This is a genomic window from Marinobacter sp. M1C, from assembly GCF_023314135.1.
In the GTDB taxonomy this organism is placed as follows: domain Bacteria; phylum Pseudomonadota; class Gammaproteobacteria; order Pseudomonadales; family Oleiphilaceae; genus Marinobacter.
In genome coordinates this window covers 3,129,102-3,145,485 of sequence record NZ_CP092289.1, presented here as the reverse complement: position 1 = coordinate 3,145,485, position 16,384 = coordinate 3,129,102, and the positions used below count along the sequence as shown (strand labels likewise).

The following is a 16,384-nucleotide window of genomic DNA, read 5'->3' as shown; positions in this document are numbered from 1 at the left end:
AGTAATACTCGGTGTCAAAGCAGGAATCTCCGCCCCCGGCCCCGAATTCCCTGCCGCTGCGCTGGTTAGCGCGTTTGTCTGCGCTGGTATGGTGGCTGGCGCTGGCTTTGTTGCTGCTGTTAGCTCTTTATGCCGGTTTGGGGCGCCAGTTGACCGCGGACATGAACCAGTACCGCGATACCTTGCAGACCCAGCTTTCGGAACAGCTGGGTGACACAGTTAGCATTGGTGAGTTGTCGGCGCGTTGGTATTGGCTCAACCCGGAGTTCAGCGCAAAAGATGTGATGGTCACAGAGACCGGCCTGGACGAGCCTTTGGCCTACCTGAGACATCTGCGAATGCGCGTGGATTTTCTGGCCTCGGTGTTGCGTTTGCGCCTGGTGCTGGAAAAGTTCGAGGCTGACGGCCTGGATCTGGCCCTGCGCCAGAAAGCGGCTGGGCAGGTGGTTCTTGCCGGCAGCGGTCTTGAGGTCAGCGACAATTCGTTGCTGCGCTTGGTCGCTTTGGCCGAACGCTGGCTTTCAAAACCTTTTGTCCGCATCACACGCATACAGCTGGCTGTTACCGACAGCAGTGGCAACTTGCGTCAACTGGACATTCCGCAACTTGATCTGCTTTATCAGCGCGGTCTTTTCCGCGCCTCCGGCCGTGCTATGCAAGCCGGCACCAATCAGCAATTGGCCAGTTTTCGCTTGGTAGGCCGGAGCTTTTTGTTGGGTCAGTTCACCGGCCAACTTTACGTAGACGTTGCTTCCGGGCGCCTGTTTGATGGTCTGATCGACGACTATCGCTGGCGTGATATGCGGGTGGAAGGCTTTGATGTGGGCGGCCAGGCCTGGCTCAGCTTTCGTGACGGCCAGTTGGAGCAGGTCAACGGGACCTTGCGTACCCCCTATTTACAATTGGGGGTTGGTGCTATGTCGCTGGCTCCGTTGGAAGACATTCGCGCCCGTTTTGGATGGCGCCGCGACGAGCAAACGCCTGGTGGCATCGGTGAATGGCACTTGCGGCAGCTGCAATGGCGTTGGAACGGCGATCAGGTGTCGCCATTCAGTGCACGGCTGACAACGCTGCCCAACAGCTCTGCCGAGGCCGGTACTGATTCCGCTGGCGTAAGATTCGTGGCTGAGGCGCTCCCGCTGCGGCCATTGCGCCGGCTTGTGGCGGCATTGCCGTTATTGCCGCAGCTTGCCCAGGCAGCGTTGGACGACTACAAACCCGCAGGTTTTTTGGACGCTATGCGGCTAGACATACCCCATGCGGCCCCAGCCGATTTTCAGCTCAGCGCCCGGCTGCGGGATGTTAAAGTTAACGCACACAACGGTGCGCCGGCTGCCAGCTCTGTGCAGGGGCATATCTACGTTGACCGCCGTGGCGGCTATGTGGATACCTATGCCGCAGAGCAGCCGGTAGAAATTGAATTTCCTGAACTGTTTTCGGCACGCTGGCAGTTTCCCCGCTTCAAAGCCCTGGTAGCCTGGCAGATTGACGGTGCTCTTATACGGGTGTTCTCTGAGGATATGCGCCTGGGTATGGGTGAGCAGACCGAGTTGGTTGGCGGTTTTGATCTGCGCCTGGACCAGCACGGCGACGATAATTTGGGTTTGCAGGTACAGATTGAGAACGGTGATGCCGCAATGATTGCGGACCTGGTGCCAGAGTACGCCGTGGCACCGGAGCTTTACAGATGGTTGACCACCGCCATTGAGGCCGGCCTAATTTCCTCTGGCGCTTATTACGGCCACGGCCAGATTGGCGCCGACGCGCCACCGGAGTCGTTTATGTCGGCTATGTGGTACCAGTTTGAAGAAGCCATTCTGCGCTATGACTCACAGTGGCCGGCAGTGACCGACGCCCGCGGCCGGGTGGAAGTTCACAACGGCTCGGCGGTGGTCAGCGTAGAACAGGCAAATAGTGGTGGTTTGCAACTGCGGCCGAGCACGGTGCGGTTGGTTACTGATAACGAAAGCCCCGTGGTGAGCGTTAACACAGCGGCTCAAGTGCCCGCGCAAGCCATCGACTTCTGGATGAAGAACAGCCCACTCGGCGAGGTTGCCGGCGACGGTTTAAGCCAGATTTCGCTTACCGGCAGTGCGGATTTACAGCTGGCTTTGCGCTTACCCTTAAATCAGCCCCGGCAATTTTCAGTGGATGCCCTCGTGGCGGCCAACGATGTTGATTTGCAACATCTGCCTTCAGGCCTGAAATGGATGCAGATTCGCGGGCAGGCCCGGTATCGCAGCGAGCAGGGCTTTAGTGGCGCACCAATGCAGGGCATTTTCCAAGGCCAGCCTGTCACCATAGGCTTGGGTATTAACGAACAGGACGGGTTAACCGTCACCCAGATTGGCCAGTTGGATGCCGAAGCCCTTAGGCAATTAGCAGATGTGGCCGCTGATGCCAGTTACGGCATCAGCGGAGGGTTAACCTACAGCGCCGATCTGGTTCTGATGGCGGCAAGCCCGCCCGAGCTGGAGTTGTATTCAGACTTACGGGGGCTGGCTATAGACTGGCCCGGGTCTCTCGAAAAAGCGATGACCGAGACCGCACCTTTACGCCTGACTCTGGATTCGTCGGTAAAAGACGGTGTGGCATTTGGAGTGAATTGGGAAAATCGGGGCCATGGCTATGTGCGTACACTGGACACCGGGTTTGATGCCCGCGTGGATTATCTTCAGCTGGGTAGCAGTCGATTAAGTGATATAAATATCAGTGCTCTGGACCTGGATAAACAATGGACCGTGCGATTGGACTCAGACCTGGTCAGCGGACGCATAGAGGTTCCGAACGACGGTTCTGAGCTGACGGTGGATTTACAACACCTGAACTTGCCCCGTAACGATTCGCAGGAGCCAGCACCTACTGCAGCGGCGAACCTGCGCGATAGTGTTGACTCAGGCGCCGCGGCCGAACTGCGGCCCCAAGACTGGCCTTCCGCAAATGTTCGCATAGCTCGGCTCGCCCTGGCCGGCGAGCCGCTGGGGCAATGGTCATTCTTGCTGCGCTCCCAGGCTGGTGGTGTAAACATCGGCTCCATTGAGGGCAAACTGGATTCCTTGGCGCTGGCGGGTGAACTCAACTGGCTGTTGCAAGGGCAAAATCAGGTTAGCCGTTTTAAAGGTAGCGTCACGGGGGGCCAACTGGCTGAACTTGGAGGGTTGTTTGGTGCGGATATACCTCTTGAGAACCTTGCGACCAATATTGAACTGGCGCTGGAATGGCCAGGTCGCCCGGATCAGTTCGGGCTCAAGCAGCTGAGCGGCAATATCAGCATGACCCTGGAAGACGGTGTGATTCTGCAACAGAACAGCAGTGCCCAGCTGTTTCGCGTGTTCAACCTGCTGAACACCGACACCCTGTGGCGCAGGCTGCAGTTGGATTTCTCCGACTTGTATGAACGCGGCGTGGCGTTTGATGCGCTTTCTGGCAAGGCGCAGATTGCTAATGGGCTGTTAACCCTGGACCCCGAACTGCAAATTGTGGGTCCCTCCGGTGCTTTTAAATTAAGCGGCACCACCGATATGGCCGCTGAGAGCCTGGACATGCGGTTGGTCGTGGTGGTGCCTTTAACTCAGAATTTGCCTTTGGCAGCGTTGCTAATGGGGGCAGGAGCACCCATTGGCGGTGCTCTTTTTGTACTGGATAAAATACTGGGCGATCCGTTAAGCAAGCTGACCAGTGCCAGTTATAAAGTGTCTGGAACTTGGGACGATCCCAAAACCAACTTGCAGGGTGTGTTCGGCGCAGGTAACTGAACCCCGCTGCGGTTCGAGTTCATAATCGCGTTGGTCATGGGCACAGGAGTAAGGTGCCTATGAGTAACAATTACGTTATGCGGCGGTAACAATTAAGGAGTTTGGTGATGACACAGCAATCCTCGGCGCTTGTGGCGGCCCTGCAAATGGTCAGTGGGCACCAGCTTCAGGATAACTTGAATGCTGCCGCCGCACTTTTACAGCAGGCTGCGGAGGCGGGCGTAAAGGTGGCCGTGCTGCCGGAAAACTTCGCAGTGCTGGCCAGCGACCAAATGCTTCCCTGCGGGCAGCAGGAGGCCGGTAGCGAAAGCATTATTCGAACTTTTCTGGCACAACAGGCGAAAACCCTGAAGCTTTGGATTGTGGGCGGTTCATTGCCGTTGGCTCTGCGCCCGGATGGCTCGGTCATTGCTGACCGGGTGCGAGCCAGTTGCCTGGTGTTCAATGATCTGGGCGACGAAGTGGCGCGTTATGACAAAATCCACCTGTTTGATGCCCAAGTGGACGATGCCCACGGCCAATACCGTGAGTCGGATACCTTCGAAGCGGGAGATCAGGTGATTACTGTGGACACGCCAGCCGGGCGCCTGGGGCTGGCGGTTTGCTACGACCTGCGCTTTCCGGAGCTGTTCCGCGCGCTGCGTGACAAAGGCGCTGACTGGGTATGCCTGCCCAGTGCCTTTACCTGGAAAACCGGAAATGCCCACTGGCACGCGCTGATTCGGGCGCGCGCCATTGAAAACCAGCTATACGTGGTAGCTGCCGGGCAGGGTGGGCACAACAGCAGTCAGCGCCGCACCTACGGCCACAGTCTGATCTGCGACCCTTGGGGCAGTGTGCTGGCTGAGGTTAACGAGGACGGCCCCGGTATAGTGACCGCAGCGTTGGACAAACATTGGCTGGATCAGCTGCGCCAGCAAATGCCGGTATGGAGTCATCGCCGCCTGTAGCGGCCACTGCGTAAGCACGCAAAACGCTTTTGGCTGGCCTACATTTGCTCGTTGGCGTCAATGCACTCGCGCAGGTAGCGGAACAGTTTTCGGCCGTGGCCGGCGCTTTGCGGTTTCTGCACTTCATTGCGGGCATTGCGTGCCAAATTGCGCAAATGCTGGATATCCGCACCCGGGCAGTGGCTTAAAAACTCACCAACAATACTGTCGCCCTCGGTGATGATACGGTCGCGCCAGCGCTCAGCCAGGTGATGGCGGCGGGTGTGCTCTACACTGCCCGCAGAGAACGCGGTGATAGCGGCCTGCAGGGCCTCGGGGTCGGGCTCCTGACGGATGATCTTGCCAATGTATTGCAAATGGCGGCGCTTGGCTTCGTTTTGGCGGATGCGGACCGATTCGTCGATGGCGCGGCGCAGCGTGTCGCTGATTTGCAGGCTGTCGAGCTGTTCATGGCTGAGCTCCTGCATTTGTTTGCCAAGGCCTTGCAGCGCGTGCATCTCGCGCTTGACCTGAGACTTGCTGGGGCCGTCGTATTCAAACTCTTCTTCGTTATGATCAATCATGAAATTACCGGTTACTTAGGTGTAAAAAGCTATTTAGATGTAAAAATCTGTTTAGATTTAAAAAGCATCTAGATGTAAAAGGTTCAAGCATAAAAAAGAGTCGCGAGGCCAAGAAAGGACACAAACCCGACAACATCGGTGACGGTGGTCAGAATCACACCGCCGGCCAGCGCCGGATCAATATTACGCGACTTCAGAAACAACGGTAACACGGTGCCTACCAAGGCTGCAGCGACAAGATTGATTACCAGCGCCGCGGCAATGATCGCGCCCAGCATAATATCCTTGAACCACAGGGTAGCCGCGCCGGCCACCACCAAAGCCCACAACACGCCATTCATTGCACTCACCAGAAACTCGCGGTTTAACAACCAGCCTACATTGGCGCTGCTGATCTGGCCAACGGCCATACCGCGGATGACCAGTGTCAGGGTCTGGCTGCCGGCAATGCCGCCCATACTGGCCACAATGGGCATCAGCACCGCCAGTGCCACCACCTTGGTGATGGTCTCTTCAAACAGACCGATCACTCCAGAGGCGATGAACGCGGTCATCAGATTAATACCCAGCCAAACCGCGCGCCTGCGTGAGGTTTTCCAAACCGGTGCAAAGGTGTCTTCGTCATCATCCAGGCCCGCCATCCGCATCAGTGAGTGATCGGCATCTTCGCGGATAACATCGACCACGTCATCGATGGTGATGCGGCCCAGCAGTTTGCCATTTTCCGCTACCACCGGCGCCGAGATCAGGTCATAGCGCTCAAACAGGATGGCAACCTTGGTATCTGACAAAGTGACAGGGATGGGCTCAATATCAGTGTCCATCACTTCACGCACGGTGGCGGCAGGATTCGATACCAGCAAGGAAGTAACCGGCAGCATGCCGATAAATTCATCGCGACGGCTGACCACAATCAGGCTGTCGGTCATAGAGGGCAGGGTGCGGTGGCGGCGCAGATAGCGCAGCACCACGTCAATGCTGATGTCCGGGCGCACCGTAATGGTGTCGGTGTTCATCAAACCGCCGGCGGTGTCTTCGGGGTACGACAGTACCTCTTCCACCCGCTGGCGGTCTTGTTCGTCCATGGTGTTCAGAACTTCCTGAATCACCGTGTCGGGGAGCTGCTGAAGCAAGTCGGCCAGATCGTCCGACTCAAAGTCTTCAATCAGGTCAGCCAGCTCCTGAGCGTTGAATTTGCTTAGGAAATCGCCCCGGATGTCTTCATTTAGATACTGAAGAACTTCGCCTTCAAGCTGTTTGTCGACCAGATTCCACAGCAGCGCCCGTTGCCGCGGAGGCGATGATTCCAGCAAGTGAGCGATATCACTGGGGCTGAGGCCGCCATTGAGGATGCGTGCCACTTGTTTCAGGGCACCACTGTCCAGCGCTTCTCCTAACGAGCGAAGACGCTGGCGTGCCTGGCTTTTTTCCAGAATATCGGTCATGGCTCATCCGCTGTCAGAAAACGGCTGTATTATAGCGAACTTGCGGGCACTGCGTGAGCGACTATTCGCCCTCGCCAAAGTAATCGTTGATCAGTTCTGTCAACGCGATGATGGCCTGTTGCTCGTCGTCACCGTCGGCAATCAGTTCAACTTCCGTGCCCTGGCTGGCGGCCAGCATCATCACCTGCATGATGTTTTTGGCATCCACTTCACGGCCTTTTCCGGCGATTCTGACTTTGCTTTGGTGAGCAGACGCTGTAGCCACCAGTTTGGCCGTTGCGCGGGCGTGCAGACCCAGTTTGTTGATGATAAAAAGCTGGCGTCGGATCATGGTTGAATCAGGCGTCCTGTACGGTGTTCAGGTGCAGTAATTCGGAGTGACGTACTTGCACGTTGTTGCTGTGCTGGCGGAAGTGGGCGCCCATTTGCTCGCAGACATAAACCGAGCGATGCTGGCCGCCGGTACAGCCAATGGAAATGGTCATGTAGCTGCGGTTGCTGTCGGAAAATGCTGGTAGCCACGAGGTCAGAAAAGCGATGATTTCCTGCACCATTTTTGCGCTCATGGGTTCGTTCTCCAAAAAATCGATCACCGGTTGGTCCATGCCGGTAAACTTGCGCAGAGAGGTGTCCCAGTGGGGATTAGGCAGGCAACGCACGTCAAATACGTAGTCTGAATCAACCGGTACGCCGTGCTTGAAACCGAAAGACTGGAACAGCAGCGCCAGTTCCTGGTCTTTGCGGCCGACCACCCGCTGTTTGACCATGTCCCGCAAATCATACATGCCCATGCCAGTGGTGTTTATGTAAAGGTCAGCCAGATTCGACAAGGGTTCCAGCAGTTTTTTTTCTGAGCTAATGGCTTCGCGCAATGACGTGTGATCGTCGCTCAGTGGGTGCTTGCGTCGGGTAGCATGAAAGCGTTGCAGCAGAGATTGCTCGTCGGCGTCTAAAAATATGATTTCAGTGCTGACGCCGGTGTCCTTCAGGCGTCCGTGAATATCTTCGAAATTGGCCAGTTCACCGGACAGGTTGCGCGCGTCTATACTCACCGCCATTTTGTGCAGGCGGCCGGCAGGCTCTTGTGCGGCAGCTTCTTTGGTCAGCGGGAACAGAAGGCCAATGGGTAAGTTGTCGATGCAGTAGAAACCCAGATCTTCAAGAACGTGCAACGCGGTACTTTTACCCGATCCGGAGCGGCCGCTAACAATAATCAGTTTCATCGTTAATACCCCTTTGAGTGCGAACGGTCGAAGTGGATCCGGTCAAGACAGATTAGCGTCCCGAGGTCATACGTTGAAATAGGGTAATGGCATCTTCCGACTGGCGCAGACGGTCACAAAAAGCCCGGTCGTTGAATTTTTCTGCAAGCTGGCTAAGCAGCTCAAGATGCTCGCTGGTGGCTTCTTTTGGCACAACCAGAGCAAAAACTAAATCCACCGGCTGGTTGTCAATGGCATCGAAGTCCACGCTTTCGCTGAGGGTGATGAGAAGGCCAATAACGTGCTCCAGGCCTTCCAGGCGGCAGTGGGGAATAGCGATGCCTTGGCCGATTCCGGTAGACCCCAGGCGCTCGCGGGCAATCAGATTGCTGAATATCTGAGTGTTGCCCAAGGTGGCGTTATGCAGGTGAATTTGCTCTGCAATAAACTCAAGAACCCTTTTCTTGCTGGACGCTGGCACGTTACAAAGTGTCAGTTCCGGGGCAAGGATGGTTTCTATAGTCAGGGATGTCTCGCTCATGGGTCGACGGTACTTCCATTAAAAAAAAGGCTGCGGCATGGTGCCATGCCGCAGCGCGTGAAGCGTTTACGCGTTGTATCCGGTGTTAGTTACCATGCATCCGGGATACTTGCTTTTCTTTGTACTTGAGGATCTGGCGGTCCAGTTTGTCCACCAGAGCGTCAATCGCTGCGTACATGTCTTCATTTTCGGCCTTAGCGTGCAATTCGCCACCGCTTATATTTACGGTAGCTTCGGCTATCTGGCGCAATTTTTCCACCTGCAGAGTCACATTGGTGTTACTAATCTGGTCGAAGTGGCGCTCCAAGCGCTGGAACTTTTCGTTCACGTACTCTTTGAGTGCTTCGGTCAGTTCGACATGATGGCCAGAAATATTGAGTTGCATAGGCTTCTCCTGCTATTGCATCGGTGTTGTTACATTGGTGCTGCTACACCAGTCGCTTTCTTTCGTTCGATGGAGGTATTTGTAGTGCCTCCCGGTATTTGGCCACGGTACGCCGTGCCACTTGGATTCCCTGTTCCCCAAGCATGGCGGCAATCTTGCTGTCGCTCAACGGTTTTTTGGAGGTTTCAACGGCTATCAGTTTTTTTATCATGGCGCGGATGGCAGTTGAAGAACATTCTCCGCCAGCATCGGTGCTGACATGGCTGGAGAAAAAATATTTGAGTTCAAAAATGCCGCGAGGTGTATGCATGAATTTCTGGGTGGTTACCCGGGAGATGGTAGATTCATGCATTTCTACGGCTTGGGCGATTTCCGAGAGGATCAACGGCTTCATGGCTTCTTCCCCCTGGTCTAGAAAACCCTGTTGATATTCCACAATACGGGTAGCCACTTTTAGCAGCGTTTCGTTGCGACTTTGCAGGCTTTTAATGAACCATTTAGCCTCTTGCAACTGATCGCGCATGTAGGTGTTATCAGCGCTGCTATCAGCGCGCTTTATCAATGAAGCATAGCTGGCATTGACGCGAATGCGCGGTGCAATTTCTGGGTTCAGCTCTACCCGCCAGCGCTCGTTGCGCTTGTACACAATCACGTCTGGAATCACGTAGTCCGGTTCGGTTCGGTCAATCACATCGCCGGGGCGCGGGTTCAGGCTGGTAATCAGCGCCAGTACGTGTTTTAGCTGATCTTCTTTTAAGCGGCTACGACGCAGCAGTTGGGCGTAGTCACGGTTGCCCAGCAGGCTGATGTAGTGGGTGATGACCATGCGCGCCTGAGAAACCCAAGGGGTGTCTGGTGACATCTGGTTCAGTTGGATTAGCAGGCATTCCTGCAAGTTGCGGCCAAACACACCGGGTGGGTCAAAAAACTGTAGGCGTCTTAGTACCGCTTCAAGTTCATCCAGTTCCAGCGGGTCGTCGTCTTGTTCGTCCTGCAGGCCGGTATAAATCTCGGCCAGCGAGCTGGTCAGGTAGCCGCGCTCGTCAACGGCGTCCATCAGGGCGTGAGCAACGGCGCGGTCGCGGTCCGTCATGGTGGTCAGGTTAAGCTGCCACTCCAGGTGATCGCGCAGGGTTTCAGCGGGCGAGTTGCGAGTTTCAAAATCGTAGTCGTTATCGTCGCCATTGCTGCTGGCCGGTGCCGGCGCCGATTGGTATACGTCGTCCCAAGCCGTATCCACTGGTAGGTCGTCTGGCAGGGTATCGGGGATTTCGTTTTCGCTGGCCCAGTCGGGACCATTTTCGTTTTCGTCCCAGTCTTTGCTGGTGTCCACCGAGGCATCTGTTGCGCTGGAGTCCGTATTTTGATCGCTGTTGGTGTCAGCGTGCGTGGATTCCTCATCGCCGTGATCGTCGTCTTCCGGTGCTTCCAACATGGGGTTGGATTCCAGTGCCTGCTGAATTTCCTGTTGCAAGTCGAGGGTAGAAAGCTGTAGCAGGCGAATCGCCTGCTGGAGCTGGGGCGTCATGGTCAGGCTCTGGCCCAGCTTGAGCTGCAAAGAAGCTTTCATCACCATTCTTGGGAATCCATTACTCGATCGGTTGGCGCGTGGCAGCCACCGAAAAAAGGTTGGCTAACCGGGGTTTGCGTTCACAAGCAAATTCTCTGCCGAGTCTACTAGAGTTCGCCGGGGAATCAACCGATTCACCTTTGGCGATGTCATCGCATGCCCACTTTTAAGGTTTATTACAGCCGGAATTCGTTGCCCAGGTAGACCTCTTTGACCTGTTGATTGGCAAAGATTTCGGCGGAGCTGCCGGAGGCAATAATATGGCCCCCGGATACAATGTAGGCGTTTTCGCAGATGTCCAGGGTGTCGCGCACGTTGTGGTCGGTGATCAGTACGCCTATGCCTTTGTCGCGTAGGTGGCGAATGATTTGCTTGATGTCGCTAACCGAGATTGGGTCCACCCCGGCGAAGGGTTCGTCCAGCAGAATAAAAGCGGGCTCCATAGCCAGTGCGCGAGCAATTTCTACCCGGCGGCGCTCGCCCCCAGACAAGGCCATACCCATACTGTCGCGGATGTGATTGATGTGAAACTCGGCTAGCAATTCCTCTAACTTCGCTTCGCGTTCCGCCCGTTTCATATTTTTACGGGTTTCCAGAATGGCAATGATATTGTCGCGCACGGTGAGCTTGCGAAACACCGAGGCTTCCTGGGGTAGGTAGCCAATGCCTTTGCGGGCACGGCCGTGCATGGGCAGCGGGGTGATGTCCTGGTTATCAATCGTAATGCGGCCGTGGTCAGCCTGCACCAACCCGACAATCATATAAAAGCAGGTGGTTTTGCCAGCACCGTTAGGGCCTAGCAGTCCGACGATTTCGCCGCTGCGAATTTCCAGCGACACGTCAATCACCACTTTTTTCTGTTTGTAGCTTTTTGCCAGATTACTGGCTCTGAGAACGGCCATCGGATTCCTGTGTGCTGCGCGGCTGGATCGTCATTTCTACCCGGCCTGACCCGGAGCCTGCTTCGGTGCTGCCTTGGGCAGTGACGACGCGGTTCACGGTGTCGTAAAGAATCAGTTCACCGCGAAAAATATTGCCAGTTTGCATGATCACTGCGTCGCGTTCAAAGGTCAGCTGCTTCTCGGCAGCAGACCAGGTTATGGTGAGGGCTTTTGCGTCGGTTTCCCCTTTTCCGTTGGCCGTGGGCTGAACGTAGTGGGCCGGGGTGCCGGTGGCTTTAATGCGGTTAAGCCCATTTATGTCGCGGTAGAGCACCACCTCTTGAGCAAACAGCTTGGTGTCGCCTTGCACCAGTTCAACATCGCCGGTGTAGGTTGCAACGCCTTTGGCATCGTCAAGCCGCGCTGAATTGGCGGCCACGTTGATGGGGATATTGGAATCAAGATCAAAGGCCAGGCCTGGCGTGCTGACGAGTAAGCCTGCCAGCCCGAAGCTCACGCCCAGCCTCTTGCCCAGGCCTCGTGCGCGGCGCCAAAAGAGTGTATTACCTTCAGTTACCAGTTTCATAGCGTCCTTCCACCTGGGAATCAAGTTCCAGAATACGTTCATTGAGCCAGGCTTTCATGCCCGTGGCGTTGGTAGTGCCGGTGGCGTCAACGATTTCGACGGGGGCATCGGTGTACGCCATATTGGTGCGGTTATCCAGCGTCAATCTGGTCGTGCTCAAGGTGGCGCTGCGCTCACCAATCTGTCGAACAATGCGCACATCACCTTCAAGCTCCAGCTGGCTGTTGCCGTCGAGCAGTTTGCCGTGTTTGGCGGTAAGCTGCCAGGGTTCTGAGCCGGGCTCGCCTTGGATCGTGGCTTGTGGTTCGGCCATGATGGCGTATCCGTTGGCCTCGAACTGTTCAATGCGAGGGCTGACAAACTGGATTTTGATGGTGCCTTGTTCGTCGTAGGAAGTGTACAGGGCGTCCACCACAAAGCTGTCGGGCTCGCTGTCACCGCGCAGTTCGCTATCTTGCGTTGGCATGGGTACTTCGCTGTCGCTGTGCCACAGCAGTGCAGCGGCGGCAATAAACGTGGCCAGAAGGGCAATCGTTTGCCACCTGGGGCGTTGTTCCGGTAACAGCGTAACAAGCAGGCCGCCGCCTTTACCTAAGGTCATGGTGCGCTTTCCGCGCCGCGGGCAGGTTTAAGATAGGGTTCAAGGTAGGGCGCTAGGGCCGTGTCGAGCTTGCCTTGGGAAGCGAGAATCAGGTCGCAGGCCTCGCGCACCGCGCCATCACCGCCGCGACTGCGGGTGCAGTAATCGGCGTGCTCCTGCAGCAGCCAATAGCTGTTGGGCACGGTAATGCCAAGGCCGGCGTAGCGAAGCGCTGGCAAATCCGGCAAATCGTCACCCATATACGCAATATCACTGGCCGGGATGCCCAGCAGATCGACAATCTCCAGCAGTGCAGTGCGTTTGTCTTCGCGGCCCTGCAACAAGTGCGGAATACCCAGGTCAGTCATGCGTTTTTCGGTCAGTGGTGAACGCCTTCCGGTAATGACTGCGACCGTAATGCCTGCGGCCATCAGCTGTTTGAGTCCGAGCCCGTCGAGAATATTGAAGGCTTTTAGCTCGTCACCGCTGGCACTGAAGTAAACTTTTCCATCGCTCATGATGCCATCCACATCCAGTGCAATCAGGCGAATATTGGCTGCTTTGGCGAGCACGCTGGCCGGCCATTGCGGCCGGCAATCAGGGGCATCCACAACAGGAGTGTCCATTAAATGACTCCCGCACGCAGCAGGTCGTGCATATTCAGGGCCCCCACCAGCTCACCGTGCTCACCGACGACTGGCAGTGCGCTAATCTTCATTTCTTCCATGATATTCAGAGCTTCTGCTGCCAGTTGCTCGGCGCGGATGGTTTTGCCATTACGGGTCATCAGTTGCTCTATGGCGGTGGTGTGTACGTCTACGTTTTTATCCAGGCTGCGGCGCAGGTCGCCGTCAGTGAATACACCTATCAAGGCGCCGTTGCTGTCCACGACAGTGGTCATGCCCAGACCCTTGCGGGAAATTTCCAGCAGCGCACCGCTAAGGGTCGTACCTTCACTGACTACCGGAACGCTGTCGCCACTGTGCATGATGTCCAGCACTCGCAGCAGCAGACGGCGGCCAAGGCGCCCCCCAGGGTGCGAAAACGCAAAGTCTTCGGCGCTAAAGCCTCTTGCTTCCAATAAGGCAACTGCTAAAGCATCGCCCATCACCAATGTGGCGGTCGTACTGGATGTGGGTGCCAGGCCTAAAGGGCAGGCTTCTTTCAATACACTAACGTCCAGATTGGCCAATGCTTCCTGTGCCAGCACCGATTGCGGATTACCGGTCATACTGATCAGCGGTGTGCCCATGCGCTTTAGCAATGGCAGCAGGGTAACCACTTCGTTGGTATTGCCGCTGTTGGAGATGGCGATCACCACGTCCTGGCTGGTAATCATGCCCAGATCACCATGGCTGGCCTCACCGGGATGAACAAAAAAAGCCGGTGTGCCGGTACTGGCCAGAGTCGCAGCAATTTTGTTGCCGATATGGCCAGATTTGCCCATACCGGTCACCACTACACGGCCACGGCAAGCCATAAGTGCCTGGCAGGCGCTTGTGAATGATTCACCAATACGCTGTTCAAGGCTGGCAATGGCATCGCGCTCGATGCGGATGGTGTTGAGCGCGGATTCTCGGAAATCCTTTGGCACTGGGTCTGTCATCCTGTTCCTGCTCTTTAGTTCTAATTCGGCTGATGGCCGAGATTTCGCCGCTTGGGCTGTCATGAAACAGAGTATAACATTGGGCAGGCGTGGGCTGTCTTTGAATGGGTCAAAACCCGGCTGCGGCCAGTTCGCAAGGTTACATTTTAGCCATAGCGGATTGAGCTTGAGTGCATCTTGGCATAATGTAGCGGCTCTTTTAAGGGGTGGGTTATGGCAGAAGCTGCTTATATTTCCTTGGAAAACGTGGTTTTTTCGCGGTCTGGGCGGCGTATTTTTGATGGCCTCAGCTTGCAAATTCCTCGTGGCAAGATCACTGCGATCATGGGTCCTAGTGGCACCGGGAAAACAACATTGTTGCGTTTGATTGGCGGACAGCTGAAGCCGGAGTCTGGCTCGGTTTTGGTTGACGGCCACAACATACCCAAGCTGCGGCGTGGTGCGCTGTATCAGCTGCGAAAAAAAATGGGCATGCTGTTCCAAAGTGGGGCCCTGTTTACCGATGTGAGTGTTTACGAGAACGTGGCGTTCCCGTTGCGGGTACACACCAAACTGCCGGAAGACATGATTCGCGACATCGTTCTAATGAAGCTGGAAGCCGTGGGCCTGCGGGGCGCGCGCGACCTGATGCCCGCAGAGCTGTCCGGCGGCATGACGCGGCGAGTGGCCTTGGCGCGCAGCATTGTGCTGGACCCGGAGTTGATTATGTACGACGAGCCTTTCGCCGGCCAAGACCCCATCGCCATGGGCGTGGTGGTGAAGCTTATTCGACAACTGAACAGTGCCATGGGTCTGACCAGCGTGCTGGTGTCTCACGACGTACCGGAATCTCTCAGTATTTGTCACTACGCCTGTATTCTTTCTGACGGCAAGGTGATCGGCGCTGGCACGCCGGAACAACTGCGTGAACACTCATCAGAGAAAGTGCAGCAGTTCTTGCAGGGCAAGCCCGACGGGCCCGTACCTTTTCACTATCCGGCGCCAGAACGCGCCGCGGATTTCGGGCTGGCAGTCCTGCAATCGGGAGCAAAGCAATGATGGATGCGATTGCCCGCCTGGGCAAAAACACGCTGGATTTTCTGGCGTCTTTTGGGCGAGCCAGTCAGTTTTTGCTGGGCGTGCTGGTAGGTGTGCCAAAACCGTCGGTGGGCTTGCCGCTGCTGCTGAAACAGATATATTCGGTTGGGGTGCTGTCACTGGTGATTGTGGTGGTTTCCGGGCTGTTTATTGGCATGGTACTTGGCTTGCAGGGCTACACGATTCTCAGCGACTTTGGCTCTGAGTCGGCCATTGGCCAGATGATCGCCCTGACCCTGGTGCGCGAATTGGGACCGGTGGTGACCGCGCTCTTGTTCGCTGGCCGCGCCGGTTCGGCGTTGACCGCAGAAATTGGCTTGATGAAAGCCACAGAGCAGCTTTCAAGCATGGAAATGATGGGCGTAGACCCTTTGCGCCGAGTCATAGCGCCGCGGCTATGGGCGGGCTTTCTGAGTATGCCCATTCTGGCCCTGGTGTTTTCGATGGTAGGTATCCTTGGTGGTATGCTGGTGGGAGTGGAATGGCTGGGTGTGTTCGAAGGCTCGTTCTGGGGCAACATGCAGGCTTCGGTTGATTTTCGTGACGACGTGCTAAACGGCGTCATAAAAAGTGTGGTGTTTGGTTTTGTGTGCGCCTGGATTGCGGTGTATCAAGGCTATGACTGCGTGCCAACATCCGCCGGCATCAGTTCGGCAACCACAAAAACCGTGGTGTATTCGTCGCTGGCCGTGCTTGGGCTGGACTTTATATTGACCGCCGTAATGTTCGGCAATTTCTGATTATCTGGAAATTAACAGGAGCCGGTGATGGCGCAAAGAACCACTGAAATAATTGTTGGATTGTTCGTGCTGGCAGGCATGGGTGCCATGATGTTTTTGGCGCTGCAAGTCAGCGGTTTGTCATTGGCTGCGGCTGGCAGCACCTACACCGTATATGCAGACTTTACCGATACGGGAGGCCTGGGGGCACGGGGTAAAGTGTCAATGGCGGGAGTGCAGGTTGGTTCTATCGAGTCGATCGAGCTGGATCGCGATACGTTTAAGGCCCGCGTAACATTGTCCATTAACTCCGATGTCAACAACATCCCTGCTGACAGCGCCGCGATGATACGTACATCCGGTCTCCTGGGTGAGCAGTATATTGACATATCCATTGGTGGCGATTTGGAGTCCCTGCAGCCGGGTGACAACTTTTACACCACCCAGTCGGCGATGAATATCGAGCGGCTGATCAGTAATTTTGCCTCTGGCCGTTAAGGCCTTTTTAACAAGCACCCAACCGG

The 16,384-nt window shown here is 55.9% G+C and carries 17 protein-coding genes; 5 read left to right on the top strand and 12 right to left on the bottom strand.

Translation table 11 applies throughout. From position 1 onward, the window contains the following. Positions 1–11 precede the first annotated feature (11 nt). Both MIH19_RS14740 and MIH19_RS14735 read left to right on the top strand, forming a co-directional pair. Positions 12–3,755 (top strand): AsmA-like C-terminal region-containing protein, encoded by a 3,744-nt coding sequence (locus MIH19_RS14740; RefSeq protein WP_249005579.1) that lies wholly within the window; start codon positions 12–14, stop codon positions 3,753–3,755. Positions 3,756–3,862: 107 nt separating this feature from the next. Next, entirely contained in the window at positions 3,863–4,705 is an 843-nt protein-coding gene (locus MIH19_RS14735) for a carbon-nitrogen hydrolase family protein (protein WP_249005578.1), read from the top strand. Positions 4,706–4,743: 38 nt separating this feature from the next. Here the strand turns inward: MIH19_RS14735 and yjgA are convergent, their stop codons facing one another. The 12 genes from yjgA to MIH19_RS14675 all read right to left on the bottom strand — a co-directional run bounded on the left by yjgA (position 4,744) and on the right by MIH19_RS14675 (position 14,064). Then, positions 4,744–5,268: a ribosome biogenesis factor YjgA gene (gene yjgA, locus MIH19_RS14730; RefSeq protein ID WP_249005577.1), complete on the bottom strand. Its 525-nt coding sequence runs from the start codon at positions 5,266–5,268 to the stop codon at positions 4,744–4,746. Positions 5,269–5,351: 83 nt separating this feature from the next. Continuing rightward, positions 5,352–6,713, bottom strand: a complete 1,362-nt coding sequence (gene mgtE / locus MIH19_RS14725; RefSeq protein WP_249005576.1) for a magnesium transporter — start codon at positions 6,711–6,713, stop codon at positions 5,352–5,354. 61 nt (positions 6,714–6,774) lie between these two features. Next, complete coding sequence (locus tag MIH19_RS14720; RefSeq protein WP_018402368.1) at positions 6,775–7,044, bottom strand: HPr family phosphocarrier protein; 270 nt, start codon at positions 7,042–7,044, stop codon at positions 6,775–6,777. 7 nt (positions 7,045–7,051) lie between these two features. After that, the gene (gene rapZ, locus MIH19_RS14715; RefSeq protein ID WP_249005575.1) at positions 7,052–7,936 is read right to left on the bottom strand and encodes an RNase adapter RapZ; all 885 of its coding nucleotides are present in this window, start codon (positions 7,934–7,936) and stop codon (positions 7,052–7,054) included. Between the two features lie 52 nt (positions 7,937–7,988). Further along, positions 7,989–8,456: a PTS IIA-like nitrogen regulatory protein PtsN gene (ptsN, locus tag MIH19_RS14710; protein WP_249005574.1), complete on the bottom strand. Its 468-nt coding sequence runs from the start codon at positions 8,454–8,456 to the stop codon at positions 7,989–7,991. A gap of 85 nt (positions 8,457–8,541) precedes the next feature. After that, positions 8,542–8,841, bottom strand: coding sequence for a ribosome hibernation promoting factor (gene hpf / locus MIH19_RS14705; protein ID WP_249005573.1), 300 nt, complete (start codon positions 8,839–8,841; stop codon positions 8,542–8,544). 43 nt (positions 8,842–8,884) lie between these two features. After that, positions 8,885–10,417, bottom strand: coding sequence for an RNA polymerase factor sigma-54 (locus MIH19_RS14700; protein WP_249005572.1), 1,533 nt, complete (start codon positions 10,415–10,417; stop codon positions 8,885–8,887). 170 nt (positions 10,418–10,587) lie between these two features. Next, positions 10,588–11,313 (bottom strand): LPS export ABC transporter ATP-binding protein, encoded by a 726-nt coding sequence (gene lptB / locus MIH19_RS14695; protein WP_249005571.1) that lies wholly within the window; start codon positions 11,311–11,313, stop codon positions 10,588–10,590. Then, complete coding sequence (gene lptA / locus MIH19_RS14690; protein WP_249005570.1) at positions 11,291–11,878, bottom strand: lipopolysaccharide transport periplasmic protein LptA; 588 nt, start codon at positions 11,876–11,878, stop codon at positions 11,291–11,293. The genes lptB and lptA overlap by 23 nt, the downstream gene beginning before the upstream one ends. Continuing rightward, positions 11,862–12,479: an LPS export ABC transporter periplasmic protein LptC gene (gene lptC / locus MIH19_RS14685; protein WP_249005569.1), complete on the bottom strand. Its 618-nt coding sequence runs from the start codon at positions 12,477–12,479 to the stop codon at positions 11,862–11,864. Before lptC ends, lptA begins: the two co-directional genes overlap by 17 nt. Further along, positions 12,476–13,084 carry an HAD hydrolase family protein gene (locus MIH19_RS14680; protein WP_249005568.1) on the bottom strand — a complete coding sequence of 203 codons (609 nt, stop codon included), beginning with the start codon at positions 13,082–13,084 and terminating at the stop codon, positions 12,476–12,478. Before MIH19_RS14680 ends, lptC begins: the two co-directional genes overlap by 4 nt. Beyond that, complete coding sequence (locus MIH19_RS14675) at positions 13,084–14,064, bottom strand: KpsF/GutQ family sugar-phosphate isomerase (protein WP_249005567.1); 981 nt, start codon at positions 14,062–14,064, stop codon at positions 13,084–13,086. Before MIH19_RS14675 ends, MIH19_RS14680 begins: the two co-directional genes overlap by 1 nt. Before the next feature lie 213 nt (positions 14,065–14,277). On the opposite strand from MIH19_RS14675, the gene MIH19_RS14670 reads away from it, so the two are divergent. Genes MIH19_RS14670 through mlaD form a run of 3 tightly spaced genes read left to right on the top strand, consistent with a single transcriptional unit; the run spans position 14,278 to position 16,358 of the window. After that, the gene (locus tag MIH19_RS14670; RefSeq protein WP_249005566.1) at positions 14,278–15,102 is read left to right on the top strand and encodes an ATP-binding cassette domain-containing protein; all 825 of its coding nucleotides are present in this window, start codon (positions 14,278–14,280) and stop codon (positions 15,100–15,102) included. After that, positions 15,084–15,881 (top strand): lipid asymmetry maintenance ABC transporter permease subunit MlaE, encoded by a 798-nt coding sequence (gene mlaE / locus MIH19_RS14665; protein ID WP_249009018.1) that lies wholly within the window; start codon positions 15,084–15,086, stop codon positions 15,879–15,881. Before MIH19_RS14670 ends, mlaE begins: the two co-directional genes overlap by 19 nt. Positions 15,882–15,908: 27 nt before the next feature. Further along, on the top strand, positions 15,909–16,358 hold the full coding sequence (gene mlaD / locus MIH19_RS14660) for an outer membrane lipid asymmetry maintenance protein MlaD (RefSeq protein ID WP_249005565.1): 450 nt from the start codon (positions 15,909–15,911) through the stop codon (positions 16,356–16,358). Positions 16,359–16,384 lie beyond the last annotated feature (26 nt).